At 70.9% G+C, this 23,526-nt stretch carries 25 protein-coding genes and 1 riboswitch; all 25 genes read left to right on the forward strand.

Features of this window, described 5'->3' with window-relative positions:
• The first annotated feature begins 1 nt into the window (after position 1).
• The 25 genes from carB to EFL95_RS09540 all read left to right on the forward strand — a co-directional run bounded on the left by carB (position 2) and on the right by EFL95_RS09540 (position 23,525).
• A complete protein-coding gene (gene carB / locus EFL95_RS09425) occupies positions 2–3,298 on the forward strand; it encodes a carbamoyl-phosphate synthase large subunit (protein WP_123233732.1) in 3,297 nt (1,098 codons plus the stop codon).
• Positions 3,295–4,347, forward strand: coding sequence for a quinone-dependent dihydroorotate dehydrogenase (locus EFL95_RS09430; RefSeq protein WP_123233733.1), 1,053 nt, complete (start codon positions 3,295–3,297; stop codon positions 4,345–4,347). The genes carB and EFL95_RS09430 overlap by 4 nt, the downstream gene beginning before the upstream one ends.
• Complete coding sequence (gene pyrF, locus EFL95_RS09435) at positions 4,344–5,171, forward strand: orotidine-5'-phosphate decarboxylase (RefSeq protein ID WP_123233734.1); 828 nt, start codon at positions 4,344–4,346, stop codon at positions 5,169–5,171. The genes EFL95_RS09430 and pyrF overlap by 4 nt, the downstream gene beginning before the upstream one ends.
• Positions 5,172–5,176: 5 nt before the next feature.
• Positions 5,177–5,608 (forward strand): hypothetical protein, encoded by a 432-nt coding sequence (locus EFL95_RS09440; protein WP_123233735.1) that lies wholly within the window; start codon positions 5,177–5,179, stop codon positions 5,606–5,608.
• A 144-nt stretch (positions 5,609–5,752) separates the two neighbouring features.
• Complete coding sequence (gene mihF / locus EFL95_RS19510; RefSeq protein WP_183407113.1) at positions 5,753–6,070, forward strand: integration host factor, actinobacterial type; 318 nt, start codon at positions 5,753–5,755, stop codon at positions 6,068–6,070.
• Entirely contained in the window at positions 6,067–6,645 is a 579-nt protein-coding gene (gmk, locus tag EFL95_RS19515; RefSeq protein WP_183407114.1) for a guanylate kinase, read from the forward strand. The genes mihF and gmk overlap by 4 nt, the downstream gene beginning before the upstream one ends.
• Before the next feature lie 55 nt (positions 6,646–6,700).
• Positions 6,701–6,994, forward strand: coding sequence for a DNA-directed RNA polymerase subunit omega (gene rpoZ / locus EFL95_RS09450; protein ID WP_281272200.1), 294 nt, complete (start codon positions 6,701–6,703; stop codon positions 6,992–6,994).
• 4 nt (positions 6,995–6,998) lie between these two features.
• Complete coding sequence (gene coaBC, locus EFL95_RS09455) at positions 6,999–8,243, forward strand: bifunctional phosphopantothenoylcysteine decarboxylase/phosphopantothenate--cysteine ligase CoaBC (protein WP_123233737.1); 1,245 nt, start codon at positions 6,999–7,001, stop codon at positions 8,241–8,243.
• Between the two features lie 143 nt (positions 8,244–8,386).
• Positions 8,387–9,583, forward strand: coding sequence for a methionine adenosyltransferase (gene metK, locus EFL95_RS09460; RefSeq protein ID WP_123233738.1), 1,197 nt, complete (start codon positions 8,387–8,389; stop codon positions 9,581–9,583).
• Positions 9,584–9,658: 75 nt separating this feature from the next.
• Entirely contained in the window at positions 9,659–11,695 is a 2,037-nt protein-coding gene (locus EFL95_RS09465; RefSeq protein WP_183407115.1) for a primosomal protein N', read from the forward strand.
• 48 nt (positions 11,696–11,743) lie between these two features.
• Positions 11,744–12,286 (forward strand): peptide deformylase, encoded by a 543-nt coding sequence (gene def / locus EFL95_RS09470; protein ID WP_123233739.1) that lies wholly within the window; start codon positions 11,744–11,746, stop codon positions 12,284–12,286.
• A complete protein-coding gene (gene fmt / locus EFL95_RS09475) occupies positions 12,286–13,215 on the forward strand; it encodes a methionyl-tRNA formyltransferase (protein ID WP_123233740.1) in 930 nt (309 codons plus the stop codon). Before def ends, fmt begins: the two co-directional genes overlap by 1 nt.
• 7 nt (positions 13,216–13,222) lie before the next feature.
• Positions 13,223–13,660, forward strand: a complete 438-nt coding sequence (locus EFL95_RS09480; protein WP_123233741.1) for an MmcQ/YjbR family DNA-binding protein — start codon at positions 13,223–13,225, stop codon at positions 13,658–13,660.
• A complete protein-coding gene (locus EFL95_RS09485; protein WP_246004877.1) occupies positions 13,653–14,963 on the forward strand; it encodes an RsmB/NOP family class I SAM-dependent RNA methyltransferase in 1,311 nt (436 codons plus the stop codon). The genes EFL95_RS09480 and EFL95_RS09485 overlap by 8 nt, the downstream gene beginning before the upstream one ends.
• A gap of 31 nt (positions 14,964–14,994) precedes the next feature.
• Positions 14,995–15,402 (forward strand): VOC family protein, encoded by a 408-nt coding sequence (locus EFL95_RS09490; RefSeq protein ID WP_123233743.1) that lies wholly within the window; start codon positions 14,995–14,997, stop codon positions 15,400–15,402.
• 39 nt (positions 15,403–15,441) lie between these two features.
• Entirely contained in the window at positions 15,442–16,107 is a 666-nt protein-coding gene (gene rpe / locus EFL95_RS09495) for a ribulose-phosphate 3-epimerase (RefSeq protein ID WP_123233744.1), read from the forward strand.
• A 47-nt stretch (positions 16,108–16,154) separates the two neighbouring features.
• A complete protein-coding gene (locus tag EFL95_RS09500; protein WP_123233745.1) occupies positions 16,155–16,667 on the forward strand; it encodes a SigE family RNA polymerase sigma factor in 513 nt (170 codons plus the stop codon).
• Positions 16,664–18,079, forward strand: coding sequence for a hypothetical protein (locus EFL95_RS09505; RefSeq protein ID WP_123233746.1), 1,416 nt, complete (start codon positions 16,664–16,666; stop codon positions 18,077–18,079). The genes EFL95_RS09500 and EFL95_RS09505 overlap by 4 nt, the downstream gene beginning before the upstream one ends.
• An 81-nt stretch (positions 18,080–18,160) precedes the next feature.
• Positions 18,161–18,291: riboswitch (FMN riboswitch) on the forward strand.
• An 87-nt stretch (positions 18,292–18,378) separates the two neighbouring features.
• Positions 18,379–19,413: a bifunctional diaminohydroxyphosphoribosylaminopyrimidine deaminase/5-amino-6-(5-phosphoribosylamino)uracil reductase RibD gene (gene ribD, locus EFL95_RS09510; RefSeq protein WP_246004878.1), complete on the forward strand. Its 1,035-nt coding sequence runs from the start codon at positions 18,379–18,381 to the stop codon at positions 19,411–19,413.
• Position 19,414: 1 nt separating this feature from the next.
• Complete coding sequence (locus tag EFL95_RS09515; RefSeq protein ID WP_123233747.1) at positions 19,415–20,008, forward strand: riboflavin synthase; 594 nt, start codon at positions 19,415–19,417, stop codon at positions 20,006–20,008.
• On the forward strand, positions 20,001–21,272 hold the full coding sequence (locus EFL95_RS09520) for a bifunctional 3,4-dihydroxy-2-butanone-4-phosphate synthase/GTP cyclohydrolase II (RefSeq protein WP_123233748.1): 1,272 nt from the start codon (positions 20,001–20,003) through the stop codon (positions 21,270–21,272). Before EFL95_RS09515 ends, EFL95_RS09520 begins: the two co-directional genes overlap by 8 nt.
• A complete protein-coding gene (ribH, locus tag EFL95_RS09525; protein WP_123233749.1) occupies positions 21,269–21,763 on the forward strand; it encodes a 6,7-dimethyl-8-ribityllumazine synthase in 495 nt (164 codons plus the stop codon). The genes EFL95_RS09520 and ribH overlap by 4 nt, the downstream gene beginning before the upstream one ends.
• A 79-nt stretch (positions 21,764–21,842) precedes the next feature.
• The gene (locus tag EFL95_RS09530) at positions 21,843–22,106 is read left to right on the forward strand and encodes a phosphoribosyl-ATP diphosphatase (protein ID WP_123233750.1); all 264 of its coding nucleotides are present in this window, start codon (positions 21,843–21,845) and stop codon (positions 22,104–22,106) included.
• 92 nt (positions 22,107–22,198) lie between these two features.
• Positions 22,199–23,041: an ATP phosphoribosyltransferase gene (gene hisG, locus EFL95_RS09535; RefSeq protein WP_123234895.1), complete on the forward strand. Its 843-nt coding sequence runs from the start codon at positions 22,199–22,201 to the stop codon at positions 23,039–23,041.
• Positions 23,042–23,063: 22 nt separating this feature from the next.
• Entirely contained in the window at positions 23,064–23,525 is a 462-nt protein-coding gene (locus tag EFL95_RS09540; RefSeq protein WP_246004879.1) for a PH domain-containing protein, read from the forward strand.
• Position 23,526 lies beyond the last annotated feature (1 nt).

Here is a 23,526-nt window from a genome sequence, read left to right on the forward strand (position 1 = left end):
CGTGCCGAAGCGCGACGACATCAAGTCCATCCTGGTGATCGGCTCCGGGCCGATCGTCATCGGCCAGGCCTGCGAGTTCGACTACTCGGGCACCCAGGCCTGCCGGGTGCTCAAGGAGGAGGGCATCCGGGTCATCCTGGTGAACTCCAACCCGGCCACGATCATGACCGACCCGGAGTTCGCCGACGCGACGTACGTCGAGCCGATCACGCCCGAGTTCGTCGAGAAGGTGATCGCCAAGGAGCGTCCGGACGCGGTGCTGCCGACCCTGGGCGGCCAGACGGCGCTGAACACCGCGATCGCGCTGCACGAGAACGGCGTACTCGAGAAGTACGACGTCGAGATGATCGGCGCCAGCTTCGAGGCCATCCACCGCGGCGAGAACCGCGAGCTGTTCAACGCCATCGTGAACAAGGTCGGCGGTGAGGTCGCCCGCAGCTTCGTCTGCCACTCGATGGACGACGTCGAGAAGGCGGTCGTCGAGCTCGGCTACCCGGTCGTGGTGCGCCCCTCCTTCACCATGGGCGGCCTCGGCTCCGGCATCGCCTACGACGAGACCGACCTGCACCGGATCGCCGGTGCCGGCCTGTCCGCCAGCCCGACCACCGAGGTCCTCATCGAGGAGTCGATCATCGGCTGGAAGGAGTACGAGCTGGAGGTGATGCGCGACAAGGCCGACAACGTCGTGATCATCTGCTCGATCGAGAACTTCGACCCGATGGGCGTGCACACCGGTGACTCGATCACCGTCGCCCCGGCGCTCACGCTGACCGACCGCGAGTACCAGCACCTGCGCGACCTGGCCATCGGGATCATCCGCGAGGTCGGCGTCGACACCGGCGGCTGCAACATCCAGTACGCCGTCAACCCGGCCGACGGCCGCGTGATCGTGATCGAGATGAACCCGCGGGTCTCCCGGTCCAGCGCGCTGGCCTCGAAGGCGACCGGCTTCCCGATCGCCAAGATCGCCGCCAAGGTGGCCGTGGGCTACACCCTCGACGAGATCCCGAACGACATCACCGCGGAGACCCCGGCCTCCTTCGAGCCGACGCTCGACTACGTCGTGGTCAAGGTGCCGCGGTTCGCCTTCGAGAAGTTCCCGACCGCCGACCCCGTGCTCACCACGCACATGAAGTCGGTGGGCGAGGCGATGGCGATCGGGCGCAACTTCACCGAGGCGTTCAACAAGGCGCTGCGCTCGCTGGAGAACAAGGCTGCGCCGTTCGTGTGGGCCGGCGAGCCCGGTGACAAGGGTGCGCTGCTCGAGGCCATCGCGGTGCCGCATGACGGCCGCGTGCAGAAGCTGATGCAGGCGGTCCGCGCCGGTGCCACGCAGCAGGAGATCCACGACGCCACGAAGATCGACCCCTGGTTCGTCGACCAGCTGTTCCTGATCAAGGAGGTCGCGGACGAGGTCGGCGCCGCCGAGGCCCTCGACGCCCGGGTGCTGCGGCTGGCGAAGCGGCACGGGTTCTCCGACGCCCAGGTGGGCCAGCTGCGTGGCCTCACCGAGGCCGAGGTCCGGGCCGCCCGGCTCGCGGCCGGGGTCCGCCCCGTCTTCAAGACCGTCGACACCTGCGCGGCCGAGTTCGCCGCGGAGACGCCGTACTACTACTCCTCCTACGACGAGGAGACCGAGGTCAAGAAGCGCGCCGAGGGCAAGCAGGCGGTCATCATCCTCGGCTCGGGGCCGAACCGGATCGGCCAGGGCATCGAGTTCGACTACTCCTGCGTACACGCCTCGCTGGCGCTCGCCGAGGCCGGCTACGAGACCATCATGGTCAACTGCAACCCGGAGACGGTCTCCACGGACTACGACACCTCGGACCGGCTCTACTTCGAGCCGCTGACTCTGGAGGACGTGCTCGAGATCTACGAGGCGGAGAAGGCGGCCGGCCCGATCGCCGGCGTCATCGCGACCCTCGGCGGTCAGACCCCGCTCGGGCTGGCCCAGGGACTCCAGGACGCCGGTGTCCCGATCGTCGGCACCAGCCCCGAGGCGATCGACCTCGCGGAGGAGCGGGGCGCGTTCGGTCGGGTCCTCGCCGAGGCAGGCCTGGTCGCCCCGAAGCACGGGACCGCGGTCACCTTCGACGAGGCCCTCGCGATCGCCCACGAGATCGGCTACCCGGTGCTGGTGCGGCCGTCGTACGTGCTCGGCGGCCGGGGGATGCAGATCGTCTACAGCGACGACGCGCTCGAGGCCTACATCCACGCCGCGACCGAGATCAGCCCGGACCGCCCGGTCCTGGTGGACCGGTTCATCGACGACGCGGTCGAGATCGATGTCGACGCCCTGTACGACGGGACCGAGCTGTTCCTCGGCGGCGTGATGGAGCACATCGAGGAGGCCGGTATCCACTCCGGCGACTCCTCCTGCGCGCTGCCGCCGATCACGCTGGGTGACTCCGAGATCCGCCGGATCCGCGAGGCCACCGAGGCGATCGCGCGGGGCGTGGGCGTACGCGGGCTGATCAACATCCAGTTCGCGCTGGGCTCCGACGTCCTCTACGTCCTCGAGGCCAATCCGCGGGCCAGCCGCACGGTCCCGTTCGTCTCCAAGGCGACGGGCACCCAGCTGGCCAAGGCGGCCGCCCGGCTGATGCTCGGCGAGTCGATCGCCGAGCTCCGGGCCTCCGGCGCCCTTCCGGCGACGGGGGACGGCGGCACGCTGCCGGCCGACGCCCCGATCGCGGTGAAGGAGGCGGTGCTGCCGTTCAACCGCTTCCGGACCAAGGAGGGCAGCTTCGTCGACACGGTCCTCGGGCCGGAGATGAAGTCGACCGGCGAGGTGATGGGCTTCGACGCCGACTTCGGCACCGCGTTCAGCAAGTCGCAGGCCGCGGCGTACGGCAGCCTGCCGACCAGCGGGCGGGTCTTCGTCTCGATCGCGAACCGGGACAAGCGGACGATGATCTTCCCGGCGCGGGTGCTGGCCGACTACGGCTTCGAGATCCTGGCCACCCAGGGCACCGCCGAGGTGCTGCGCCGCAACGGGATCGCGGCCACCGTGGTGCGCAAGCACTTCGAGGGCACCGGGCCGTCGGGGGAGAAGACCACCGTGCAGATGATCCTGGACGGGGAGATCGACCTGATCGTGAACACCCCGCACGGCTCCACCGCGGGCGGCGACTCCCGGATCGACGGCTACGAGATCCGCTCGGCCGCGGTGCTCACCGGCACGCCGTGCATCACCACCATCCAGGGCCTCGCCGCCGCGGTGCAGGGCATCGCGGCGATCCGGTCCGGGTCGATCGGGGTCCGGTCGCTGCAGGACTGGGCGGCAGGCAACGCATGACGGGTCCCTACCGGTTCCTTTTCGACAAGGTGCTCACGCGGGTCGACCCGGAGCAGGCCCACCACGCCGCCTTCGCGGGCATCCGTGCCGCCGGTGCCGGCCTGCGGGGGGCCGAGCGGGTGCTGCCCAAGCGCGCAGGCGTCCGGACGATGGGCCTGGACTTCCCCGGCGTGCTCGGCCTGGCAGCCGGGTTCGACAAGAACGCCGTCGGGATCGACGCCCTGGCCGCGCTCGGGTTCGGGTTCGTGGAGATCGGCACCGTGACCGGGGAGCCGCAGCCGGGCAACCCGAAGCCGCGGTTGCTGCGACTGCCGCAGGACCGCGCCGTGGTCAACCGGATGGGCTTCAACAACGACGGCGCCGAGGTCGTCGCCCAGCGGCTCGCGGCGCGCGCCAAGCGGGCGCAGCCGGGTCGCGGCCCGGTCGTCGGGGTCAACATCGGCAAGACGAAAGTGGTGCCCGAGGACGCCGCGATCGGCGACTACGAGAAGAGCACCACGCTGCTCGCCCCGTACGCCGACTACCTGGTCGTGAACGTCTCCTCGCCCAACACCCCGGGCCTGCGCGACCTGCAGGCGGTGGCCAAGCTCGAGCCGTTGCTGACCGCGGTACGCCGCCGGGCGGACGAGGTGACCGAGGCGCGCGTCCCGCTGCTGGTCAAGATCGCCCCGGACCTCTCCGACGAGGACGTGCTCGCCGTGGCGGACCTGGCGACCTCCATCGGGCTGGACGGCATCGTCGCCACCAACACCACGATCAGCCGCGACGGTCTGGCGTCCTCGGCGACCGAGATCGAGCGCGCCGGGGCCGGGGGACTCTCCGGGGAGCCGCTGCGCAAGCGCTCGCTCGAGGTGCTGCGGCTGCTGCGAAGCCAGGTGCCGGGGGACATGACCCTGATCGGCGTGGGCGGCATCGCCAGCGCCGAGGACGCCGTGGAGCGTCTGGCGGCCGGGGCGGACCTGCTCCAGGCCTACACCGCGTTCATCTACGAGGGCCCGTTCTGGCCCCGGAAGGTGAATGCCGCGATCGCGAAGGAGCAGCGGAGATGAGCACGTTCGGAGCACGGCTGCGCAGCGCCATGGACGAGCGCGGACCGCTGTGCGCGGGGATCGACCCGCACGCCGGCCTGCTCACCGCCTGGGGCCTGCCGGAGACGGTCGAGGGACTGCGCTCCTTCGCCCTCGGTGCCGCGGAGGCGCTCGGCCCGGTGACCGCTGCCGTGAAACCGCAGTCGGCGTTCTTCGAGCGCTTCGGTGCGGCCGGCGTGGCGGTGCTGGAGGAGACCATCCGCATCTGCCGGGAAGCCGGCGCGCTGGTCGTGCTGGACGTGAAGCGCGGCGACATCGGCTCGACCGCCCAGGCCTACGCCGACGCCTACCTGGACCAGTCGTCCCCGATCGCGGCCGACGCGATCACCGCCAGCCCCTACCTGGGCTTCGGCAGCCTGGACCCGATGATCGAGACCGCACGCAAGAACGATGCCGGGGTCTTCGTGCTGGCGCTGACCTCCAACCCCGAGGGCCCGCAGTTCCAGCACGCGAGCGGGGCCGACGGCCGGACCGTGGCCCAGACCGTGCTGGACTCGCTCCGGGACGCGAATACGGGGGAGTCCCCGTTGGGGTCGTTCGGGGCCGTGGTCGGCGCGACCATCGAGGACCCGACGGTCGCCCTGGACATCAACGGCCCGCTGCTGGTGCCCGGGATCGGCGCCCAGGGAGGCACCGCGGACGACGTACGGCGGATCTTCGACGGGGTCCTGCACCTGGTGCTCCCGTCGAGCTCGCGGGAGATCCTCGGGGCCGGCCCGGACACCGCTGCGCTGCGGGCGGCTGTGGAGTCGACCGCCGCGTCCTTCGCCGCCCTGGTTCGATGAGGTACGTGAAGGCGCGTCTCCTGGCCCTGGCAGCGGTCCTCGTGCTGCTGCCCACCGGCTGCGGTGGCAACAGCGAGGACGCCTACTGCGCCGCGCTGAAGAGCGACCAGACGATCTTCGCCGACGACGGCACCGGGGTCGCGCTGATCACCAACCTCCCGAAGCTCCTGAAGCTCGAGCAGAAGTCGCCCGACGACCTCGACGACGAGTGGCAGACCTTCACGACCTCGCTGGAATCGCTGCGCGATGCGATCAAGGCCGCCGGACTGAAGCCGAGCGACTTCGTCGACGGCAAGCCGCCGGCCGGGACGTCTGCGGCGGCGCGGACCGCGATCGCGCAGGCAGCCGACCAGCTCTCCGACGACGACGTCGTCACCGCGGCCAGCGGCATCGAGCAGCAGGCCAAGGACGTCTGCAAGCTCCAGCTGGGCCTGTAGAACGGCCTGCGGATCAGCCGTTCGGCTGATTCTCACGCGAGCTAACGCGATTGGTTAAACCCCCGCGTTGCAGCCAGCGCGCGGCACGCCTTAGATTCTCCTGCACACCCGATGCGCTCTCCAGAAGTCTGAAAGAGGTCCTCCGTGGCACTGCCACCGCTCACCCCCGAACAACGCCAGGCGGCCCTGGAGAAGGCTGCGGCGTCGCGACGGGAGCGGGCCGCGGTGAAGAACCGGCTGAAGCACTCGGGCGCCTCCATCGCCGAGGTGCTGGCCGAGGGGGAGAACAACGAGGTCATCGGCAAGATGCGGGTCAGCGAGCTGCTGCAGTCGATGCCGGGCCTGGGCAAGGTCCGTGCCGCCCAGGTGATGGAGCGGCTGAAGATCTCGGAGAGCCGGCGCGTGCGCGGCCTCGGCGCCAAGCAGGTCGCGGCGCTGGTGGCAGAGTTCCCCGACCAGTGAGCGATGCCCGGAGCGAGGTTGGTTCGCCGACCCGGCTGACGGTTCTCGCCGGCCCGACCGCGGTCGGCAAGGGGGCGGTGACGTCCTGGCTCCGCGAGAACCACCCGGAGATCTGGATCTCGGTCTCGGCGACCACCCGCAAGCAGCGGCCCGGCGAGGTCGACGGCGTGCACTACCACTTCGTCGACGACGCGAGGTTCGACGCGATGGTCGCCTCCGACGACCTGCTGGAGTGGGCAGTGGTGCACAAGCAGGCCCGTTACGGGACGCCGCGCGGTCCGGTGCTCGAGGCCCTGGCCGAGGGTCGGCCGGCGCTGCTGGAGATCGACCTCCAGGGTGCTCGTCAGGTCCGTGAGCGGATGCCCGAGGCCCGTTTCGTCTTCCTGGCCCCGCCCAGCTGGGAGGAGCTGGTGCGCCGCCTGGTCGGCCGCGGGACCGAGGACGAGGCCGAGCGGGAGCGCCGCCTGGAGACCGCGCGGGCCGAGCTGGCCGCGGAACCGGAGTTCGACGCAGTGGTCGTGAACCACACGATTCCCGCTGCGGCGGAAGAATTGATAGAGTTGATGCGGTCCTGAGGCGAATCCGCCCGGGACCCCGCCTGCCAACCCCGTCTGAGAGGCTCGAATGAGCGTGTCCGGCAACCAGCCCGTCGCCCTCGGGATCACCAACCCCCCGATCGACGACCTGCTGACCAAGACCGACTCCAAGTACAAGCTGGTGCTCTACAGCGCCAAGCGTGCTCGGCAGATCAACGCCTACTACTCCCAGCTCGGCGAGGGCCTGCTGGAGTACGTCGGCCCGCTGGTGGACACCCACGTCCAGGAGAAGCCGCTGTCCATCGCCATGCGCGAGATCAACGAGGACCTGCTGGTCTGCGAGGACATCGACCCTGAAGAGGCTGCAGCGGAGGCTGCGGCCGAGTGACCTGATGGTCACCACCCCTGCTGACCGGTCCCGCCCTCACGTCGTCCTCGGCGTGAGCGGCGGGATCGCTGCGTACAAGGCCTGCGAGCTGCTGCGCCGGTTCACCGAGTCCGGTCACGACGTCACCGTCGTCCCGACGGCGGCAGCGCTCGAGTTCGTCGGCGCCCCGACCTGGGCCGCGCTGTCCGGCAAGCCGGTGAGCACCGAGGTGTGGACCGACGTCCACGAGGTGCCGCACGTGCGGATCGGGCAGACCGCCGACCTGGTCGTGGTGGCTCCCGCCACTGCCAACACGCTGGCCAAGGCTGCCCAAGGGCTGGCCGACGACCTGCTCAGCAACACCCTGCTCACCGCGCGCTGCCCGGTGGTGTTCGCCCCGGCGATGCACACCGAGATGTGGGAGCACCCGGCCACCCAGGCGAACGTGGCCACGCTCCGCGAGCGTGGCGCGCTGGTCATCGAGCCGGCCGAGGGCCGCCTGACCGGTGCGGACACCGGCAAGGGCCGGCTGCCCGACCCGGCGGAGATCTTCGCCGTCGCCACCGACGTGCTCGCCCGCGGCGGCATCGGCGTCCGCGACCTCGCCGGGAAGCACGTGGTCGTCTCCGCCGGCGGCACCCGCGAGTTCCTCGACCCGGTGCGGTTCCTCGGCAACCGGTCCTCGGGCCTGCAGGGCTACGCGTTGGCCCGGACCGCGGCGTCGCGCGGAGCCGAGGTCACCCTGGTCGCGGCGAACGTGAGCCTGCCCGACCCGGCCGGGGTCAAGGTCGTCAGGGTGGTCACCACCGCCGAGATGCAGGAGGCCGTGGTCGCTGCGAGCCGCACCGCGGACGTCGTGGTGATGGCTGCAGCGCCCGCCGACTTCCGTCCGACGTCGCTCGCGGAGTCGAAGATCAAGAAGTCCGAGGACGGCAGCGCCCCGGTCGTGGAGCTGACCCAGAACCCCGACATCCTCAAGGGACTGGTCACCGACCGGCCGAACCCCGGCCTGGTCGTGGTGGGCTTCGCCGCCGAGACCGGGGATGCCAACGGCACCGTGATGGACCACGCCCGGGCCAAGCTCGCCCGCAAGGGCTGCGACCTGCTCGTGGTCAACGACGTCGGTGGTGGCAAGGTCTTCGGTTCCGAGGACAACGAGGCCGTGGTGCTGGGTGCCGACGGCACCGCGACGCCCGTCCCGCACGGCACGAAAAGCGCACTGGCACAGGTGATCTGGGACCGCGTGACCGATTTGCTACGGTCTCGTTGAGAAGTTCACGGGGGAACATCTGAGACATGCGTCTCACCATGAGGACGTTTCGTTAATCTGACCAAAATCGGGCGACAAACGCCCGACCATGTACGCACCGGCCGAGATCCGGCCCGGTAACCCCCCTTTCAGGAGAATTTGAAGTGACTGGACGCCTGTTCACCTCGGAGTCCGTGACCGAAGGTCACCCGGACAAGATCGCCGACCAGATCAGCGACACCGTGCTGGACGCACTGCTGACCGACGACCCGCACAGCCGTGTCGCCGTCGAGACGCTGATCACCACGGGCCTGGTCGTCGTCGCCGGCGAGGTGACCACCAAGACCTACGCCCCGATCGCCCAGCTGGTGCGCGCGAAGATCCTGGACATCGGCTACGACGCCTCCGAGAAGGGCTTCGATGGCGCGTCCTGCGGCGTCCAGATCGCCATCGGCGCGCAGTCCCCGGACATCGCCCAGGGCGTGGACAAGGGCTTCGAGGCCCGCGTCGACGGTTCCGGCGACGAGCTCGACAGCCAGGGCGCCGGTGACCAGGGCCTCATGTTCGGCTACGCCTGCGACGACACCGCCGAGCTGATGCCGCTGCCGATCTCGATGGCCCAGCGCCTCTCCGAGAAGCTGACCGAGGTCCGCAAGAACGGCACGCTGGACTACCTGCGCCCCGACGGCAAGACCCAGGTCACCGTCGAGTACGACGAGAACGACCGCCCGGTCCGCGTCGACACCGTGGTCCTCTCCACTCAGCACGCCGAGGGCATCGACCTCGAGAACACGCTGGCCCCGGACATCAAGAAGCACGTGATCGACCCGATCCTGGAGACCTTCGACATCCCGTCGGAGGGCTACCGCCTCCTGGTGAACCCGACCGGCAACTTCGTGGTCGGCGGCCCGATGGGTGACGCCGGTCTGACCGGTCGCAAGATCATCGTCGACACCTACGGCGGCATGGCCCGTCACGGTGGCGGCGCGTTCTCCGGCAAGGACCCGTCCAAGGTCGACCGCTCGGCCGCGTACGCGATGCGCTGGGTCGCCAAGAACGTCGTCGCGGCCGGCCTGGCCACCCGTTGCGAGGCGCAGGTCGCCTACGCGATCGGCAAGGCCGCCCCGGTGGGCGTCTTCATCCAGACGTTCGGCACCGGCGTGATCTCCGACGAGGCGATCCAGAAGGCCGTTCTCGAGGTCTTCGACCTGCGCCCGGCCGCGATCGTGCGCGACCTGGACCTGAAGCGCCCGATCTACGCCAAGACCGCGGCGTACGGTCACTTCGGCCGCGAGCTCCCGGAGTTCTACTGGGAGCGCACCGACCGGGCCGACGCCCTGAAGGCCGCTGCCGGCATCTGATCAACAGGCTGCTGACGAGCCCTCCCGACCACAGCGGTCGGGAGGGCTCGTTGCATGTCGAGGGCGGCTGGTTGGATGGTGCGCGTGCCCGACCCAGACGACCAGCTCTCGCTGCCGGGGATCGCGCGCGCCGAGGCGCGCAAGGCCAAGCCCCCGGTCGAGAAGAAGCTCTTCGAGCGGGCCGCGGTGGATCCGGTGGCCCAGGTGCTCGTCGACCTGCCGCTGGCCCACCTGGACCGGCCGTTCGACTACGCGGTGCCGGCGACGATGGCCGACACAGCCCTGCCGGGCACGCGGGTGAAGGTGCCGTTCGCCGGTCAAGCGGTGGACGGGTTCGTGCTGGCCCGGATCGCGGAGAGCGAGCACCCGGGACGGTTGCAGCCGTTGCGCCGGGCCGTCTCGGCGGAGCCGGTGCTCGCGCCCGAGATCGCCGAGCTCGTCGGTGACGTCGCGGCGCGCTACGCCGGCACCCGCTCCGACGTCCTGCGCCTGGCCGTGCCCGCCCGGCACGCGACCACCGAGAAAGCCGACAGCGTTCCCGCGGGGACCGTCCCGCCCCCGGACCTGGCGGCGTGGTCGACGTACGAGGGCTCGGCTGCGCTGGCCGGGCTGGCGGCGGGGGAGAGCCCACGTCTCGTCTGGACGGTGGGCCCGGGCGACGACGGCATCGAGCTGCTCGCCGACGCGGCCGTGGCAACGGCGTCGGCCGGCCGCGGCGCACTGGTGTGCCTGCCCGACGTCCGCGACGTCGCTCGCCTGGACAAGGCCCTGGTGCAACGGCTCGGGAAGGGCCGGCACGTCGTGCTGACCGCGGACGCGGGTCCGGCCAAGCGGTACGCCGCGTTCCTCGCTGTCGCGCGCGGAGCGGTGCGGATCGTGATCGGGACCCGGGCCGCCGCGTTCGCCCCGGTGCACGACCTCGGCCTGGTCGCGATCTGGGACGACGGCGACGACCTGTACGCCGAGCCGCGGGCGCCGTACCCGCACACGCGCGAGGTGCTGCTGCTGCGCGCCCAGCGGGCCGAGACCGCCGTCCTGCTGGCTGCCCACGCTCGCAGCGTGGAGGCTGAGTACCTGGTTCGGAGCGCCTGGGCCACCTCGGTCGCCCTGCCGCGGGACGAGGTCCGCCGCCGGGCAGCCGTGAGCGTCACCGGCGACTCCGACCTCGACCTCGCCCGGGACCCGCGCGCCCGCAGCAGCCGGCTGCCCAAGGAGGTCTTCGAGGTCCTGCGCGAGGCGCTGACCGTCGGGCCGGTCCTGGTGCAGACGCCGCGCGCCGGCTACGCCACCCGACTGGCGTGCGAGAGCTGCCGGACGCCGGCGTCGTGCCCGGCGTGCCACGGCCCGCTCCGCATCGGTGCCGCCCAGGCGCCGCCGAGCTGCACCTGGTGCGGGACGGTCGCGACCGGCTGGAGCTGCCCCGAGTGCGGCGGGCGCGGCCTGCGGGCGCCGGTTCTCGGTGACCGCCGCACCGCCGAGGAGCTGGGACGGGCGTTCCCCTCGATTCCGGTGCAGACCTCGAGCGCCGAGCGGATCATCGATCGGGTCAGGGCCCGCCCGGGGATCGTGGTGGCGACCCCCGGCGCCGAGCCCCCAGCCGAGGGCGGCTACGCGGCCGTGGTCCTGCTGGACACCTGGCTTCTGCTCGCGCGATCGGACCTGCGCGCCGAGGAGGAGGCGCTCCGACGCTGGCTGAACGCGGCAGCGCTGGTCGGTTCCACCGCCGACCGGCCCGGCCGCGTGGTCGCCGTGGGTGACCCCGCCCGCGGCTCGTTGCAAGCGCTGGTCCGCTGGGACCCGGCCGGTTTCGCCCAACGCGAGATCGCCGAGCGCCAGGAGGCACACCTGCCGCCCGCGTCCCGGGTCGCGACCCTGACCGGGCCCGCCGAGCTGCTCGAGGGAGCCCTGGCCGTGCTCCAGCTGCCGGCCGGTGCCGAGGTGCTCGGTCCGGTCGAGGTGGGGGACGGGAGCGAGGAGCAGCGCTACGTCGTCCGGGTCCCGCGCACCGCGGGCGCCCAGCTCTCCGCGGCCCTGGTCGCGCTGCAGGCGAGCCGGTCGGCCCGCAAGGAGCAGCACCTGCGGGTGGACGTCGACCCCGTGACCCTCGGCTAGTCGGAGCCGGCCTCTAGACTCGTCCGGTCCAGGAGTGAAGGAGAACGAGTGTCCATCAGGCCGATCCGGTTGTTTGGCGACCCGGTGCTCCGCACGCCCGCGGCCGCGGTGACCTCCTTCGACAAGGAGATCCAGACCCTGGTCGCCGACCTGACCGACACGATGCTGGACGCCCCCGGCGCGGGGCTGGCCGCTCCGCAGATCGGCGTGGGTCTGCGGGTCTTCACCTGGAACGTCGAGGGGCAGGTCGGCCACCTGATCAACCCGGTGCTGACGCTGTCCGACCTGACCCAGGACGGACCGGAGGGCTGCCTGTCGATCCCGGAGCTCTCCATCGACTGCGTCCGGGCCCAGTCCGTCGTCGCGGCCGGCTTCAACATGCACGGCGACCCGGTCACCATCGAGGGTTCGGACCTGCTGGCCCGCGCGATCCAGCACGAGACCGACCACCTCGACGGGATCCTGTTCATCGACCGGCTCAGCCAGGAGTCCCGCAAGGCCGCGATGAAGATCATCCGCGAGTCGGAGTGGTTCGGCCCGGATACCCAGGTCAAGGTCTCCCCGCACGCGACCAACGGCTTCGGCTTCTGATGCGGGTCGTCTTCGCCGGGACGCCCGAACCCGCGCTGCCCGCCCTCCAGGCGATCGCCGACAGCCCGCACGAGCTGGTCGGGGTGGTGACCCGGCCCGACGCCCCGGCCGGGCGCGGCCGCAAGCTGGTCGCCTCACCGGTCGCGCAGCTCGCCGAGGAGCTCGGGGTGCCGGTGCTCAAGCCGGACCACCCGCGCGACCCGGAGTTCCAGGAGGCGCTCAAGGCCCTTCGGCCGGACTGCTGCCCGGTCGTCGCGTACGGGGCGCTGCTGCCGCAGTCGGCCCTCGACATCCCCACCCATGGCTGGGTGAACCTGCACTTCTCGGTGCTGCCGCAGTGGCGGGGTGCTGCCCCGGTGCAGCACGCGATCATGGCCGGCGACGAGGTCACCGGCGCGACCACCTTCCGGATCGTCTCCGAGCTGGACGCCGGGCCGACCTTTGGGCTGATGACCCAGCTGATCCACGACGACGACACCGCGGGCACCCTGCTCGTGAAGCTCGCCGAGGGCGGTGCCGGACTGCTGGTCGCGACCCTGGACGGGATCGAGAACGGCAGCATCGAGGCCCGTGAGCAGCCGGCGGAGGGGATCACCTTCGCGCCGAAGATCCTGGTCGAGCACGGCCGCATCGACTGGGACGACCCGGCGCTCGGCATCGACCGCCGGATCCGCGGGTGCACCCCGGCGCCCGGTGCCTGGACCACGTTCGAGGGCGAGCGGATGAAGGTCGGCCCGGTTCGGATCACCGACCGGGACCCGATCGCACCCGGCCTGCTCGAGGTCACCAAGAACGACGTGTACGTCGGCACGGCCACCGCACCGGTCCGTCTGGGCGAGGTCAAGGCGTTCGGCAAGAAGCAGATGCCGGCCGCCGACTGGGCCCGCGGCGTCCAGATCGAGCCCGGCACGGTGCTAGGCGAGGAATGATGGCCTGATGGCGCGCAAGGCGAGCGCGAAGGACGTGGACGCGATCTGCGGCGACCTTCCCGAGAACTGGTTCGGCACCAGCTGGGGCGACGTGCCCACCTGGCTGGTCCCGCACCGGGTCCGCGACGGCGTCGACAAGGGCCGCGGGTTCGTCCTGTACCGCACGCCGCGCCACGACGCGGTCGACCCGGCAACGGGCGCCGAGTACGACGACCTCCTGGTGATCCGCACCGCCAACGCGGACGACAAGCAGGCGCTGGTCGAGGACGACGGACCGTTCTTCACCATCGACCACTTCAAGGGCTACAACGCCGTGCTGGTCCAGCTCTCCCGGCTCGGCGAGATCACCCGCGACGAGCTGGCCGAGGTGCTGACCGAGGCGTGGCGGGCGTGCGCGCCGAAGTCCCTGGTGAAGACGTTCGATGCCGAAGGTTCCGGTGCCTAAGGTCGACGGGGCCCGCCTGGTCGCCTTCGACGTGATCCGGGCCGTGGCGGAGAAGGACGCCTACGCCAACCTCGAGCTGTCCCGGTTGCTGCGCGAGCACCGTCTTGACGGCCGCGACGCCGCGCTGGCCACCGAGCTGGTCGGCGGCACCCTGCGGCTCCAGGGCAGCTACGACGACGTCCTCGACCGGCTGGCGAAGGGGAAGCTCGACCCGCCGGTACGCGACGCCCTGCGGCTGGGCGCCCACCAGCTGCTCTCCATGCGGGTGCCGACCCACGCCGCGGTCGCGACCACTGTGGACCTGGTCAAGGACCGGATCGGTCACCGGCCGGCTGGCCTCGTCAACGCGGTGCTGCGCAGGGTGAGCGAGCGGTCGCTCGACGACTGGCTCACGAATCGGTCGTTGGCGGCGCGGACGTCCCACCCGCAGTGGATCCTGGATGCCCTGGCCGAGGCCCTCGCCCGCCCGGAGGAGCTCGACGCGCTGCTCGCCGCCGACAACGAGCGCCCGGGCGTGGTGCTGGTCGCCCGCCCCGGGTTGTGCGACCCGGCCGAGCTGGGCGGCGCTCCCCACCCCGTCTCGCCGTACGCGGTGCAGCTGGAAGGCGGAGACCCGGGAGCGATCCCCGCGGTCCGAGAGGGCCGTGCCGGGGTCCAGGACGCCGGATCGCAGCTGGTCGCGCTGCTGCTCGCGCGTGCCGAGGTCGACGGCCGCGACGAGCGCTGGCTCGACGTCTGCGCCGGCCCCGGGGGCAAGGCCGCGCTGCTGGCCGCCATCGCAGCGGAGCGCGGCGCCCGGGTTCTCGCGAACGAACGACAGCCGCACCGCGCCACGCTCGTCGCCCAGGGTGCCCGCGCTGCCCGGGCCGGACTCGCCGGTGTCATTGCGGGGGACGGGACCCGACCCGCCTGGGCCGAGAGCTCGTTCGACCGGGTGCTGGTCGATGCGCCGTGCTCCGGACTCGGTGCGCTACGCCGCCGCCCGGAGAGCCGTTGGCGCCGCACGGAAGCCGATGTCACCGAGCTCGTGCCGCTCCAGGTGAGCCTGCTCGACTCGGCGGTCGGTGCGCTGCGCCCGGGTGGCGTCGTCGCGTACGCGACCTGCTCTCCGGTCGTCGCGGAGACCGCCGGCGTCGTGCAGGAGGTTCTGGCCCGACGCCCCGACGCGGAGCTCGTGCCAGCCACGTCGTACCTGGAAGGCATCGCGGACGCCGAGAGCGCTCACCTGCCCGGCGCGGTCCAGCTCTGGCCGCACCGGCACGGCACCGACGCGATGTTCGTCGCCCTGCTGCGCCGCACCTGAGGGGTCGTACCGCAGGGCTAGCGTGGCGGGCATGGCGTACCCGCAGCTTCTGCACACGGTGCTCGACACGACCGACGTCCGCGGCCTGGCCGAGTTCTACCGGGAGTTCCTCGGCCTGCAGTACCGGCCCGGTGACGAGCCGCCGCTCGACGGTCCGGACGACGAGGACTGGCTGGTGCTGGTGGGCGAGGACGGCCGACGGCGACTCGCGTTCCAGCTGGTCGACCGGCTGGAGCCGACCACCTGGCCCGAGCACGACGTTCCGATGCAGCTGCACGTCGACTACACCGTCCCCGACGTGGCCGAGCTGGAACGCCACCGCGACCGGGCGCTCGCCCTCGGTGCGCGTCTGGTGCTCGACCGCACGGACAACCCGGACGAGCCGCTCTACGTCCTCGCCGACCCGGCGGGGCACCCGTTCTGCATCTTCGTCGCCTGACCGGGCCGCGCGTCCGCGGCCACTAGGATCAGAGCCCTCATGGGAATCCAGATCACGCCCAGCGTCCTGAACGCCGACCTCTCCCGCCTCGCGGACGAGGTCGCCCGCATCCCCAGCTCGGACTGGGTGCACGTGGACGTGATGGACGGCCACTTCGTGCCGAACCTGACCATCGGCGTCCCGGTGTTCGAGTCGCTGGTGAAGAACACCGACCTCCCGCTGGATGCCCACCTGATGATCGAGGACCCCGACCGCTGGGCTCCGGCGTACGCCGAGGCCGGGGCGAAGTCGGTGACCTTCCACGCCGAGGCCGCCAAGGCTCCGGTGCGGCTCGCCCGCGAGCTGCGCGCCAAGGGCGCCCGCGCGTCGATGGCGCTCAAGCCCGCCACCGGGATCGAGCAGTACGCCGACATGCTCGGCGAGCTCGACATGCTGCTGATCATGACCGTCGAGCCAGGCTTCGGCGGCCAGAAGTTCCTCGACGTGTGCCTGCCGAAGATCCGCCGCGCCCGCGAGCTGATCTCGGCCGCCGGCCTCGAGGTCTGGCTCCAGGTCGACGGGGGAGTCTCCCTGGACACCATCGAGCGCTGCGCCGAGGCCGGCGCCGACGTCTTCGTGGCGGGTTCCGCAGTCTTCTCCGCGGCCGACCCGGACGCCATGGTCCGCGACCTGAAGAAGGCGGCCGAGGCAACCAACTCGCTGTGACAACCATCTGAGTGGTTCAACCGCTTTCTCCAGGTGAGGAGGCGTCGATGAGCGGAACGGTGGTGGTCCAGCACGTGAGCACGGCCGATTTCGACGCTTTCGTCGCCGAGCGCGGTGACGCGCTGTGGCGCAGTGCCTGGCTGCTCACCGGCGATGCTCATCGGGCCGAGGACCTGGTCCAGACCGCGCTCGGCAAGTGTTGGCCGAAGTTCGAGCGGGTCAGCGCTAACGGCTCCTTCGAGGCGTACGTACGCCGAACGATGTTCACGACCTACACCGCTTGGTGGCGGCGCCGATGGAACGGCGAAGTGGCCACTGCGACGTTGCCGGAGTCCGCGACCGTCGCTGCGGATGTCGATGCCCGCACCGACCTGATCTCGGCCCTCGCGACCCTGCCCAAGGGACAAAGGGCCGTCGTCGTGCTCCGCTACTTCGACGACCTGACCGAGCAGCAGACCGCGGACGTCCTCGGCTGCACCATCGGCACCGTCAAGAGCCAGACCGCGCGAGCGCTGGTGGCCCTGCGGGCGTCCCGCGCACTGACCGAGGAGGACGCGTGAGCGAGAGCGAGCTGCGCCAACTGCTGACCGATGCCGTGCCCGAGGCGTCTCCGGCAGGGGACCGCGCCGAGGCAGCCCGGACGTGGGCCCGGCGGCGACGCAACCGCTACGTGGCCGGCGTCAGCATGGCCGCGGTCGCCATCGCCATCGGTATCCCGGTCGGGCTCGCCCAGAGCTCCCACCAGCGGGTGGAGCCGGCACCGCAGCTGAAGGAGTTCGCGTGCCCGCCGGTCCAGCAGCAACCAGCTGCGCCGCAGTCACTCAGCAGTACGCCGGGCCGGCTCAGCAACGGCCCCATCGCCGTACGTCTCTGTGGCTCTGACCGCGGATACCAGTCGCCCGTGGACGCCCTGGTCGGACAGGCGGCTGACGATCTCGCCTCAAGCGTCCGCGCGGTCGGGCCGCAGAAACCTCCCTCGGGCGTTGCTTGCAACTTGGCCCTCATCGAAGGAAGGCGTCTCTCGTTCGTGTTCTCCTATCCGGATGGGCACACGGAAGGCGTCACCGTTGATCGAGGCTGCCCTGGCGGCGTGTCGATCGGCAACGGCCAGGTCCGCGGCCTCGCCCAGGACGCGGTTGCAATCTTCAAGCAGTTCAACGCTGCGCTGCTCGCGCAGCGATTGGGTCAGCAGCCCCCATCAGGTGCCCAGACCACGGTTAGCTGTGCCAGTGGTGACCATCTCGGGGACGGGAGGAGCCAGCTCGACCAGGGAGACGTCCCCAGCCTCACCTCTGCGGTGCTGTGCTGGGACGGGAATCTCTTCTCCCAACAGCCGACCCAGGAGGACGCGTTCGACCCCCAGGACCTCCGGCTGGTGCTGGACAGGATGAGGAGCGACACGTCCCAGGGTTCGGTCAGGAGGGACTGCGGGAAAGGCTCGGTGAACTACCGCATCGTGGGGGAGACCGCCTGGGGAGACCGCTATGTGCTCTACGGCGATTGCGGCAGTTTCGAAGTCGGGAGCGGGGACGACTTCCGGATCTGGAAGCCCCAGGGCGAGGCGGCTGCGATTCTCGCGAAGATGGTCGCAACCGGGAGCACGACGCTCGAACTTCCCGCACCGGCGACATCGGTGGAGCAGGTGCTGTTCACCTGGGCGGACCTGGTCAACGCGGGCGACCCTCGGGCTGATGACCTCTGGGTCCACGGACAACCGTCCGGGGTCGCAGACGTGAACCCGGTCTTCATCTCACCGGGCAAGGGCGATGTGCTGCCGAACGGCCAGCGCGTCACTGCGGTCGCGGGATATGCCCAAGCGGTCGAGATGGATGCCCTGTGGGGCGACAGCACGGCGACCTGCCCGGACAACCGCGCGAAGACCTTCGTGCTGGTGCGGCAGTCCGACTTCGAGCCGTGGCGGATCTTGTCGTGGTCGGATCACGGGTTGTACCAGCACGGTCTCGGCTGCTGACCCGGCGTGAGGGCCCTCACATGAAACGACCTGACCACTTCTGTCCGGGTTGTGGCAGGCTTATGCCTGACGAGTGAAAGCTCGCGTGCACTGGGATCGGTGAAAGTCCGAGCCGGCGGTTAAAGTCCGCGACCCGACCACAGCCAGTGGCCGGTTGACCAGGTGAAACTCCTGGACCGACGGTGAGAGTCCGGATGGGAAGTTGCACGCTGGGTCGTCAGTACGCGTTTTCGAACGCGGGCTGCGCCCGTGCGTCCCTTCTCCTCAGCGCCCGTGAGCCTGAGACGAGAAGGCGGACCATGAGCACCGAGCAGCAGAACCTCGAGCGCGCCATGCGGCGTGCCCTCGAGCTCGCTGCCACGCCGGGCGTCCCGCTGGGGCCGAACCCGCGGGTCGGCTGCGTCCTGCTCGCTCCGGACGGTTCCGAGATCGCCGAGGGCTTCCACCGCGGCGCCGGCACCCCGCACGCCGAGGCCGCCGCGCTCGCCGCCGCTGGTGAGTCGGCCCGGGGCGCCACCGCCGTCGTCACCCTGGAACCCTGCAACCACACCGGACGCACCGGTCCGTGCGCACAGGCGCTCATCGAGGCCGGTGTCGCGCGCGTGGTCTTCGCCCAGCCCGACCCCAACCCGGTTGCCGCCGGGGGAGCCGAGACCCTGCGCGCAGCGGGCGTGGCCGTCGAGCTGGGGCTGCTGGAGCGCGAGGCACGCCGCCTCAACCGGGCCTGGACGTTCGCCCTGGAGCACGGACGGCCGTTCGTCACCTGGAAGTTCGCGACCAGCCTGGACGGGCGCAGCGCGGCCGCCGACGGCTCGAGCCGCTGGATCTCGAACGAGACCGCTCGCCGCGACACCCACCGTCTGCGGGCCGAGTGCGACGCGATCCTGGTCGGCACCGGCACCGTGCTGCGCGACGACCCCGAGCTGACCGTCCGCGATGCCGTCGACGCACCGTTGGCGCGCGAGCTGCAGCCGCTGCGGGTCGTGATGGGTGACCGCGACATCCCCGCCGACGCCCGCGTCCTCAACGACCTGGCCGAGACCGTCCAGCTGCGCACCCGCGAGCCCAAGGCCGTGCTCGCCGAGCTGCACGCCCGCGGTCGCCAGCACCTGTTCCTCGAGGGTGGCCCGACCGTGGCCGCCGCCTTCGCTGCGGCCGGCCTCGTCGACGAGGTCGTCGCCTACGTCGCCCCGAAGCTGCTGGGCGCGGGCACCAGCGCCGTGGCGGACCTGGGAATCGGATCGATCTCCGAAGCGCTGGACCTGAAGGTCACCGACATCACCGTCCTGGACGACAACGTCCGGATCACCGCCACTCCACGGAAGAAGGCCTGACATGTTCACCGGCATCGTCGAGGAGCTCGGTCGCGTCGAGCACATCGAGCCCCAGCACGAGGCGGTCCGCCTCTCGGTGAAGGGACCGGACGTGACCAGCGACGCCCGCGCCGGCGACTCGATCGCCGTCAACGGCGTCTGCCTGACGGTGGTGACGAGCAAGAAGGGCGTCTTCACCGCCGACGTGATGCTGCAGACCCTCGCGCACACCTCGCTCGGTGCCCTCAAGGTCGGCACCCGGGTCAACCTGGAGCGCGCCGTCACCCCGGCCACCCGGCTGGGCGGGCACATCGTGCAGGGGCACGTCGACGGCACCGGCGAGATCCTGGCCCGCACCCCGAGCGAGCACTGGGAGCTGGTGAAGATCTCGCTGCCCTTCGAGCTGAACCGCTACCTGGTCGACAAGGGCTCGATCACTGTCGACGGCATCAGCCTGACCGTGGCCGAGGTGGACGCCGAGTCGTTCACCGTCAGCCTCATCCCCGAGACCCTGGCCCGCACGACGCTGGGCTTCAAGCAACCCGGCGACCCCGTCAACCTCGAGGTGGACGTGATCGCCAAGTACGTCGAGAAGATGGTGAAGGCACATGACTGAGAACAACCCCGCAGACCGGCAGCACGTCGGCATCCGCCTGGACGACGTCGAGGAGGCGATCGCCGACATCGCCGCCGGCAGAGCCGTGGTCGTCGTCGACGACGAGGACCGTGAGAACGAGGGCGACATCATCTTCGCTGCTGCGAAGGCGACCCCCGAGCTGATGGCGTTCACCATCCGGCACTCCTCGGGCGTGATCTGCGTGCCGATGCCCGCCGACATGCTCGACCGCCTCGAGATCCCGCTGATGACGCCGCACAACAAGGACAAGCTGCGCACGGCGTACACGATCTCGGTCGACGCCCGCGACGGCGTCTCCACCGGCATCTCGGCCGCTGACCGGGCGCACACCGCCCGGGTGCTGGCCGACTCTGCCACCGAGCCTTGGGAGATCACCCGTCCCGGCCACGTCTTCCCGCTGCGCTACCGCGAGGGCGGCGTGCTGGTCCGTCGCGGCCACACCGAGGCGGCCGTCGACCTGGCTCGGATGGCCGGGCTGACTCCCGCCGGCGTGCTCGTCGAGGTCGTGAACGACGACGGCACCATGAAGCGCGGCCCCGAGCTGCGGGCCTTCGCCGACGAGCACGGCCTCAAGATGATCTCGATCGAGCAGATGGTGCACTACCGACGCCGGACCGAGCAGCACGTGGAGCGGGTCGCCGAGACCCGGCTGCCCACGGCGCACGGCGACTTCACCGCCTTCGGGTACCGGATCACGGTCGACGACTCCGAGCACATGGCGCTGGTCTTCGGGGACCCGGCCGAGCTGCGCAACGGCGAGCCGGTGCTGACCCGGGTGCACAGCGAGTGCCTGACCGGCGACGTCTTCGGGTCCTCCCGCTGCGACTGCGGGCCGCAGCTCGACGAGGCTCTGGACCGGGTCGCCGCCGAGGGCCGGGGCGTGGTGATCTACCTGCGCGGCCACGAGGGCCGGGGGATCGGGCTGCTGGCGAAGCTGCAGGCCTACCAGCTGCAGGACGGCGGTCGGGACACGGTCGACGCCAACCTCGACCTCGGCCTGCCCGCGGACGCCCGCCACTACGGTGCCGCGACCCAGATCCTGCGCGACCTCGGGGTGACCTCGGTCCGGCTGCTGACCAACAACCCGGACAAGACCTCGAGCCTGTCGTCGTACGGGATCCCCGTCGTCGAGCAGGTCGGGCTGACGCCGCGGCCGAACGACCACAACATCGCCTACCTTCGGACCAAGCGTGACCGGATGGGTCACGACCTCCCGGACCTGACGACAGGAGTCACGCCGTGAGCGGCGAAGGCAGCCCCACCGACCGTCCGTTCGACTGCCACGACCTGCGGGTCGCGGTGGTTGCGGCCAGCTGGCACGAGAAGGTCATGAACGGCCTGCTGGAGGGCACCCTGGACGCGCTCAAGCGGCACCAGGTCGAGCAGCCGGTGGTGGTCCGGGTCCCGGGCTCCTTCGAGCTGCCGGTGGTCGCCGACGCCCTGGCCAAGCAGGGCTTCGACGCGGTGATCGCCCTGGGTGTGATCATCCGCGGCGGCACCCCGCACTTCGAGTACGTCTCCTCCGCGGCGACCGACGGCCTCAACCGGGTCGCGCTCGACCACGGGATCCCGATCGGCTTCGGGCTGCTCACCTGCGACAACGAGGAGCAGGCGCTGGACCGGGCCGGCTTGGACGGCTCGAAGGAGGACAAGGGCTACGAGGCCACCTCCGCGGCGCTGCAGACCGCGATCACGCTGCGCAAGATCCGCCGCCGCGAGCATCTCGGCGGCTGACCTGTTGTTCGTCGAGCTTGTCGAGACGTGGTGAGACCGGCGGCAAAACCGGTCGCGCCGCCCACTAGGCTTGTCTTCCGTGAAGACGTTCGAAGAGCTGTGGGCCGAGCTCAGCCAGAAGGCTGAGGCGCGTCCCGAGGGCTCCGGCACCGTGGCGGCGCTGGACGCCGGCGTGCACTTCATCGGCAAGAAGCTGGTGGAGGAGGCCGCCGAGTCCTGGATGGCGGCCGAGCACGAGGGCCATGAGCGGGCGGCCGAGGAGATCAGCCAGCTGCTGTACCACGCGCAGTGCCTGATGCTCGCCGCCGGAATCTCGCTCGACGACGTCTACGCCCACCTCTAGGACTTCTGATGGTTTCGACAAGCTCAACCAACGCGGGAACAAGCTCAACCACCGCGGGAACAGGCTCAACCAACGGCGGCAGCAACGGCGGCCTGCTCCGGGTCGCGCTGCCCAACAAGGGCTCGCTGTCCGACGCGGCCTCGAACATGCTCCGTGAAGCCGGCTACCGGCAGCGCTCGGACTCCAAGGAGCTCACGCTCCTCGACGCGGCCAACGGCGTCGAGTTCTTCTACCTGCGCCCGCGCGACATCGCGCTGTACGTCGGTGAGGGCACCCTCGACATCGGCATCACCGGCCGTGACCTGCTGCTCGACTCCGGCTCGGCCGCCGTCGAGGCGATGCAGCTCGGCTTCGGTCGCTCGAACTTCCGCTTCGCGGCCCGGCCGGGGGAGCTCGACACCCTGGCCGACCTGACCGGCAAGCGGATCGCAACCTCGTACGTCGGGGTGGTCGAGCGCTACCTGGCCGAGCAGGGGATCGACGCCCGCGTCGTGCACCTGGACGGCGCGGTGGAGACCAGCATCCAGCTCGGCGTCGCGGACGCGATCGCCGACGTGGTCGAGACCGGAAGCACCCTCAAGCAGGCCGGCCTGGTGATCGTCGGCGACGTGATCATGGAGTCCGAGGCGGTGCTGATCAGCCGCGAGGGTGCCGAGCCCAAGGGGCTGACCACCTTCCGGCGCCGGCTCGAGGGAGTCCTGGTCGCCCGGTCGTACCTGATGATGGACTACGACATCCCCAGCGACCGGCTGGAGGAGGCGATCAAGCTGACCCCCGGTCTCGAGGGTCCGACGATCTCACCGCTGCATCGCGAGGGCTGGGTCGCGGTCCGCTCGATGGTTCCGCGCGCCGGCGCCCAGCAGCTGATGGACGACCTGTACGAGATCGGCGCCCGCGCGATCCTGCTCACCGACATCCACGCCTGCCGGCTGTGATGCCGGCCGTGGAGGTGGACGCGTGAGCGACAAGCCGGTCACGCTGCCGCACACCTGGCGGCCGTTCGGCGCGCGGATGATGGGCGGGGTCCTCGGCGCGATGCTGCTCGCCATGGTGACCACGGTCTGGTTCGCGCTCGGCGCGGAGATCCGCGGGAAGTTCACCGTCTTCCAGGAGGGCACCCTGGTCTTCCTCGGGCTGATCGCGCTCGGCGTCTGGTTCGCGCTGATGCGCTGCCGGGTCAGCGCCGACGAGCACGGCATCGTGGTGGTCAACGGGTACCGCCGTCGCGAGTACGCCTGGTCGCAGCTGGTCGCGGTCAACCTGCGTCGGGGGGCGCCCTGGGCCGGGATCGACCTGTCCGACGGCACCTCGATCTCGGCACTGGCGATCCAAGGGTCCGACGGTGACCGGGCGAAGCAGGCCGTCGTGAACCTGCGTCGGCTGATCGCCGAGAACACGAAGATCGAGCGGCCCGAGTAGG

The organism is Nocardioides marmorisolisilvae (assembly GCF_003725775.1).
GTDB lineage: Bacteria > Actinomycetota > Actinomycetes > Propionibacteriales > Nocardioidaceae > Marmoricola > Marmoricola marmorisolisilvae.

Excerpts from the sequence above, each read along its gene's own strand:
- EFL95_RS09430 (WP_123233733.1), top strand. The coding sequence starts at position 3,295 with ATGACGGGTCCCTACCGGTTCCTTTTCGACAAGGTGCTCACGCGGGTC.
- pyrF (WP_123233734.1), top strand. The coding sequence starts at position 4,344 with ATGAGCACGTTCGGAGCACGGCTGCGCAGCGCCATGGACGAGCGCGGA.
- coaBC (WP_123233737.1), top strand. The coding sequence starts at position 6,999 with ATGGTCACCACCCCTGCTGACCGGTCCCGCCCTCACGTCGTCCTCGGC.
- EFL95_RS09465 (WP_183407115.1), top strand. The coding sequence starts at position 9,659 with ATGGTGCGCGTGCCCGACCCAGACGACCAGCTCTCGCTGCCGGGGATC.
- fmt (WP_123233740.1), top strand. The coding sequence starts at position 12,286 with ATGCGGGTCGTCTTCGCCGGGACGCCCGAACCCGCGCTGCCCGCCCTC.
- EFL95_RS09480 (WP_123233741.1), top strand. The coding sequence starts at position 13,223 with ATGGCGCGCAAGGCGAGCGCGAAGGACGTGGACGCGATCTGCGGCGAC.
- EFL95_RS09490 (WP_123233743.1), top strand. The coding sequence starts at position 14,995 with ATGGCGTACCCGCAGCTTCTGCACACGGTGCTCGACACGACCGACGTC.
- rpe (WP_123233744.1), top strand. The coding sequence starts at position 15,442 with ATGGGAATCCAGATCACGCCCAGCGTCCTGAACGCCGACCTCTCCCGC.
- EFL95_RS09500 (WP_123233745.1), top strand. The coding sequence starts at position 16,155 with ATGAGCGGAACGGTGGTGGTCCAGCACGTGAGCACGGCCGATTTCGAC.
- ribD (WP_246004878.1), top strand. The coding sequence starts at position 18,379 with ATGAGCACCGAGCAGCAGAACCTCGAGCGCGCCATGCGGCGTGCCCTC.
- EFL95_RS09515 (WP_123233747.1), top strand. The coding sequence starts at position 19,415 with ATGTTCACCGGCATCGTCGAGGAGCTCGGTCGCGTCGAGCACATCGAG.
- EFL95_RS09520 (WP_123233748.1), top strand. The coding sequence starts at position 20,001 with ATGACTGAGAACAACCCCGCAGACCGGCAGCACGTCGGCATCCGCCTG.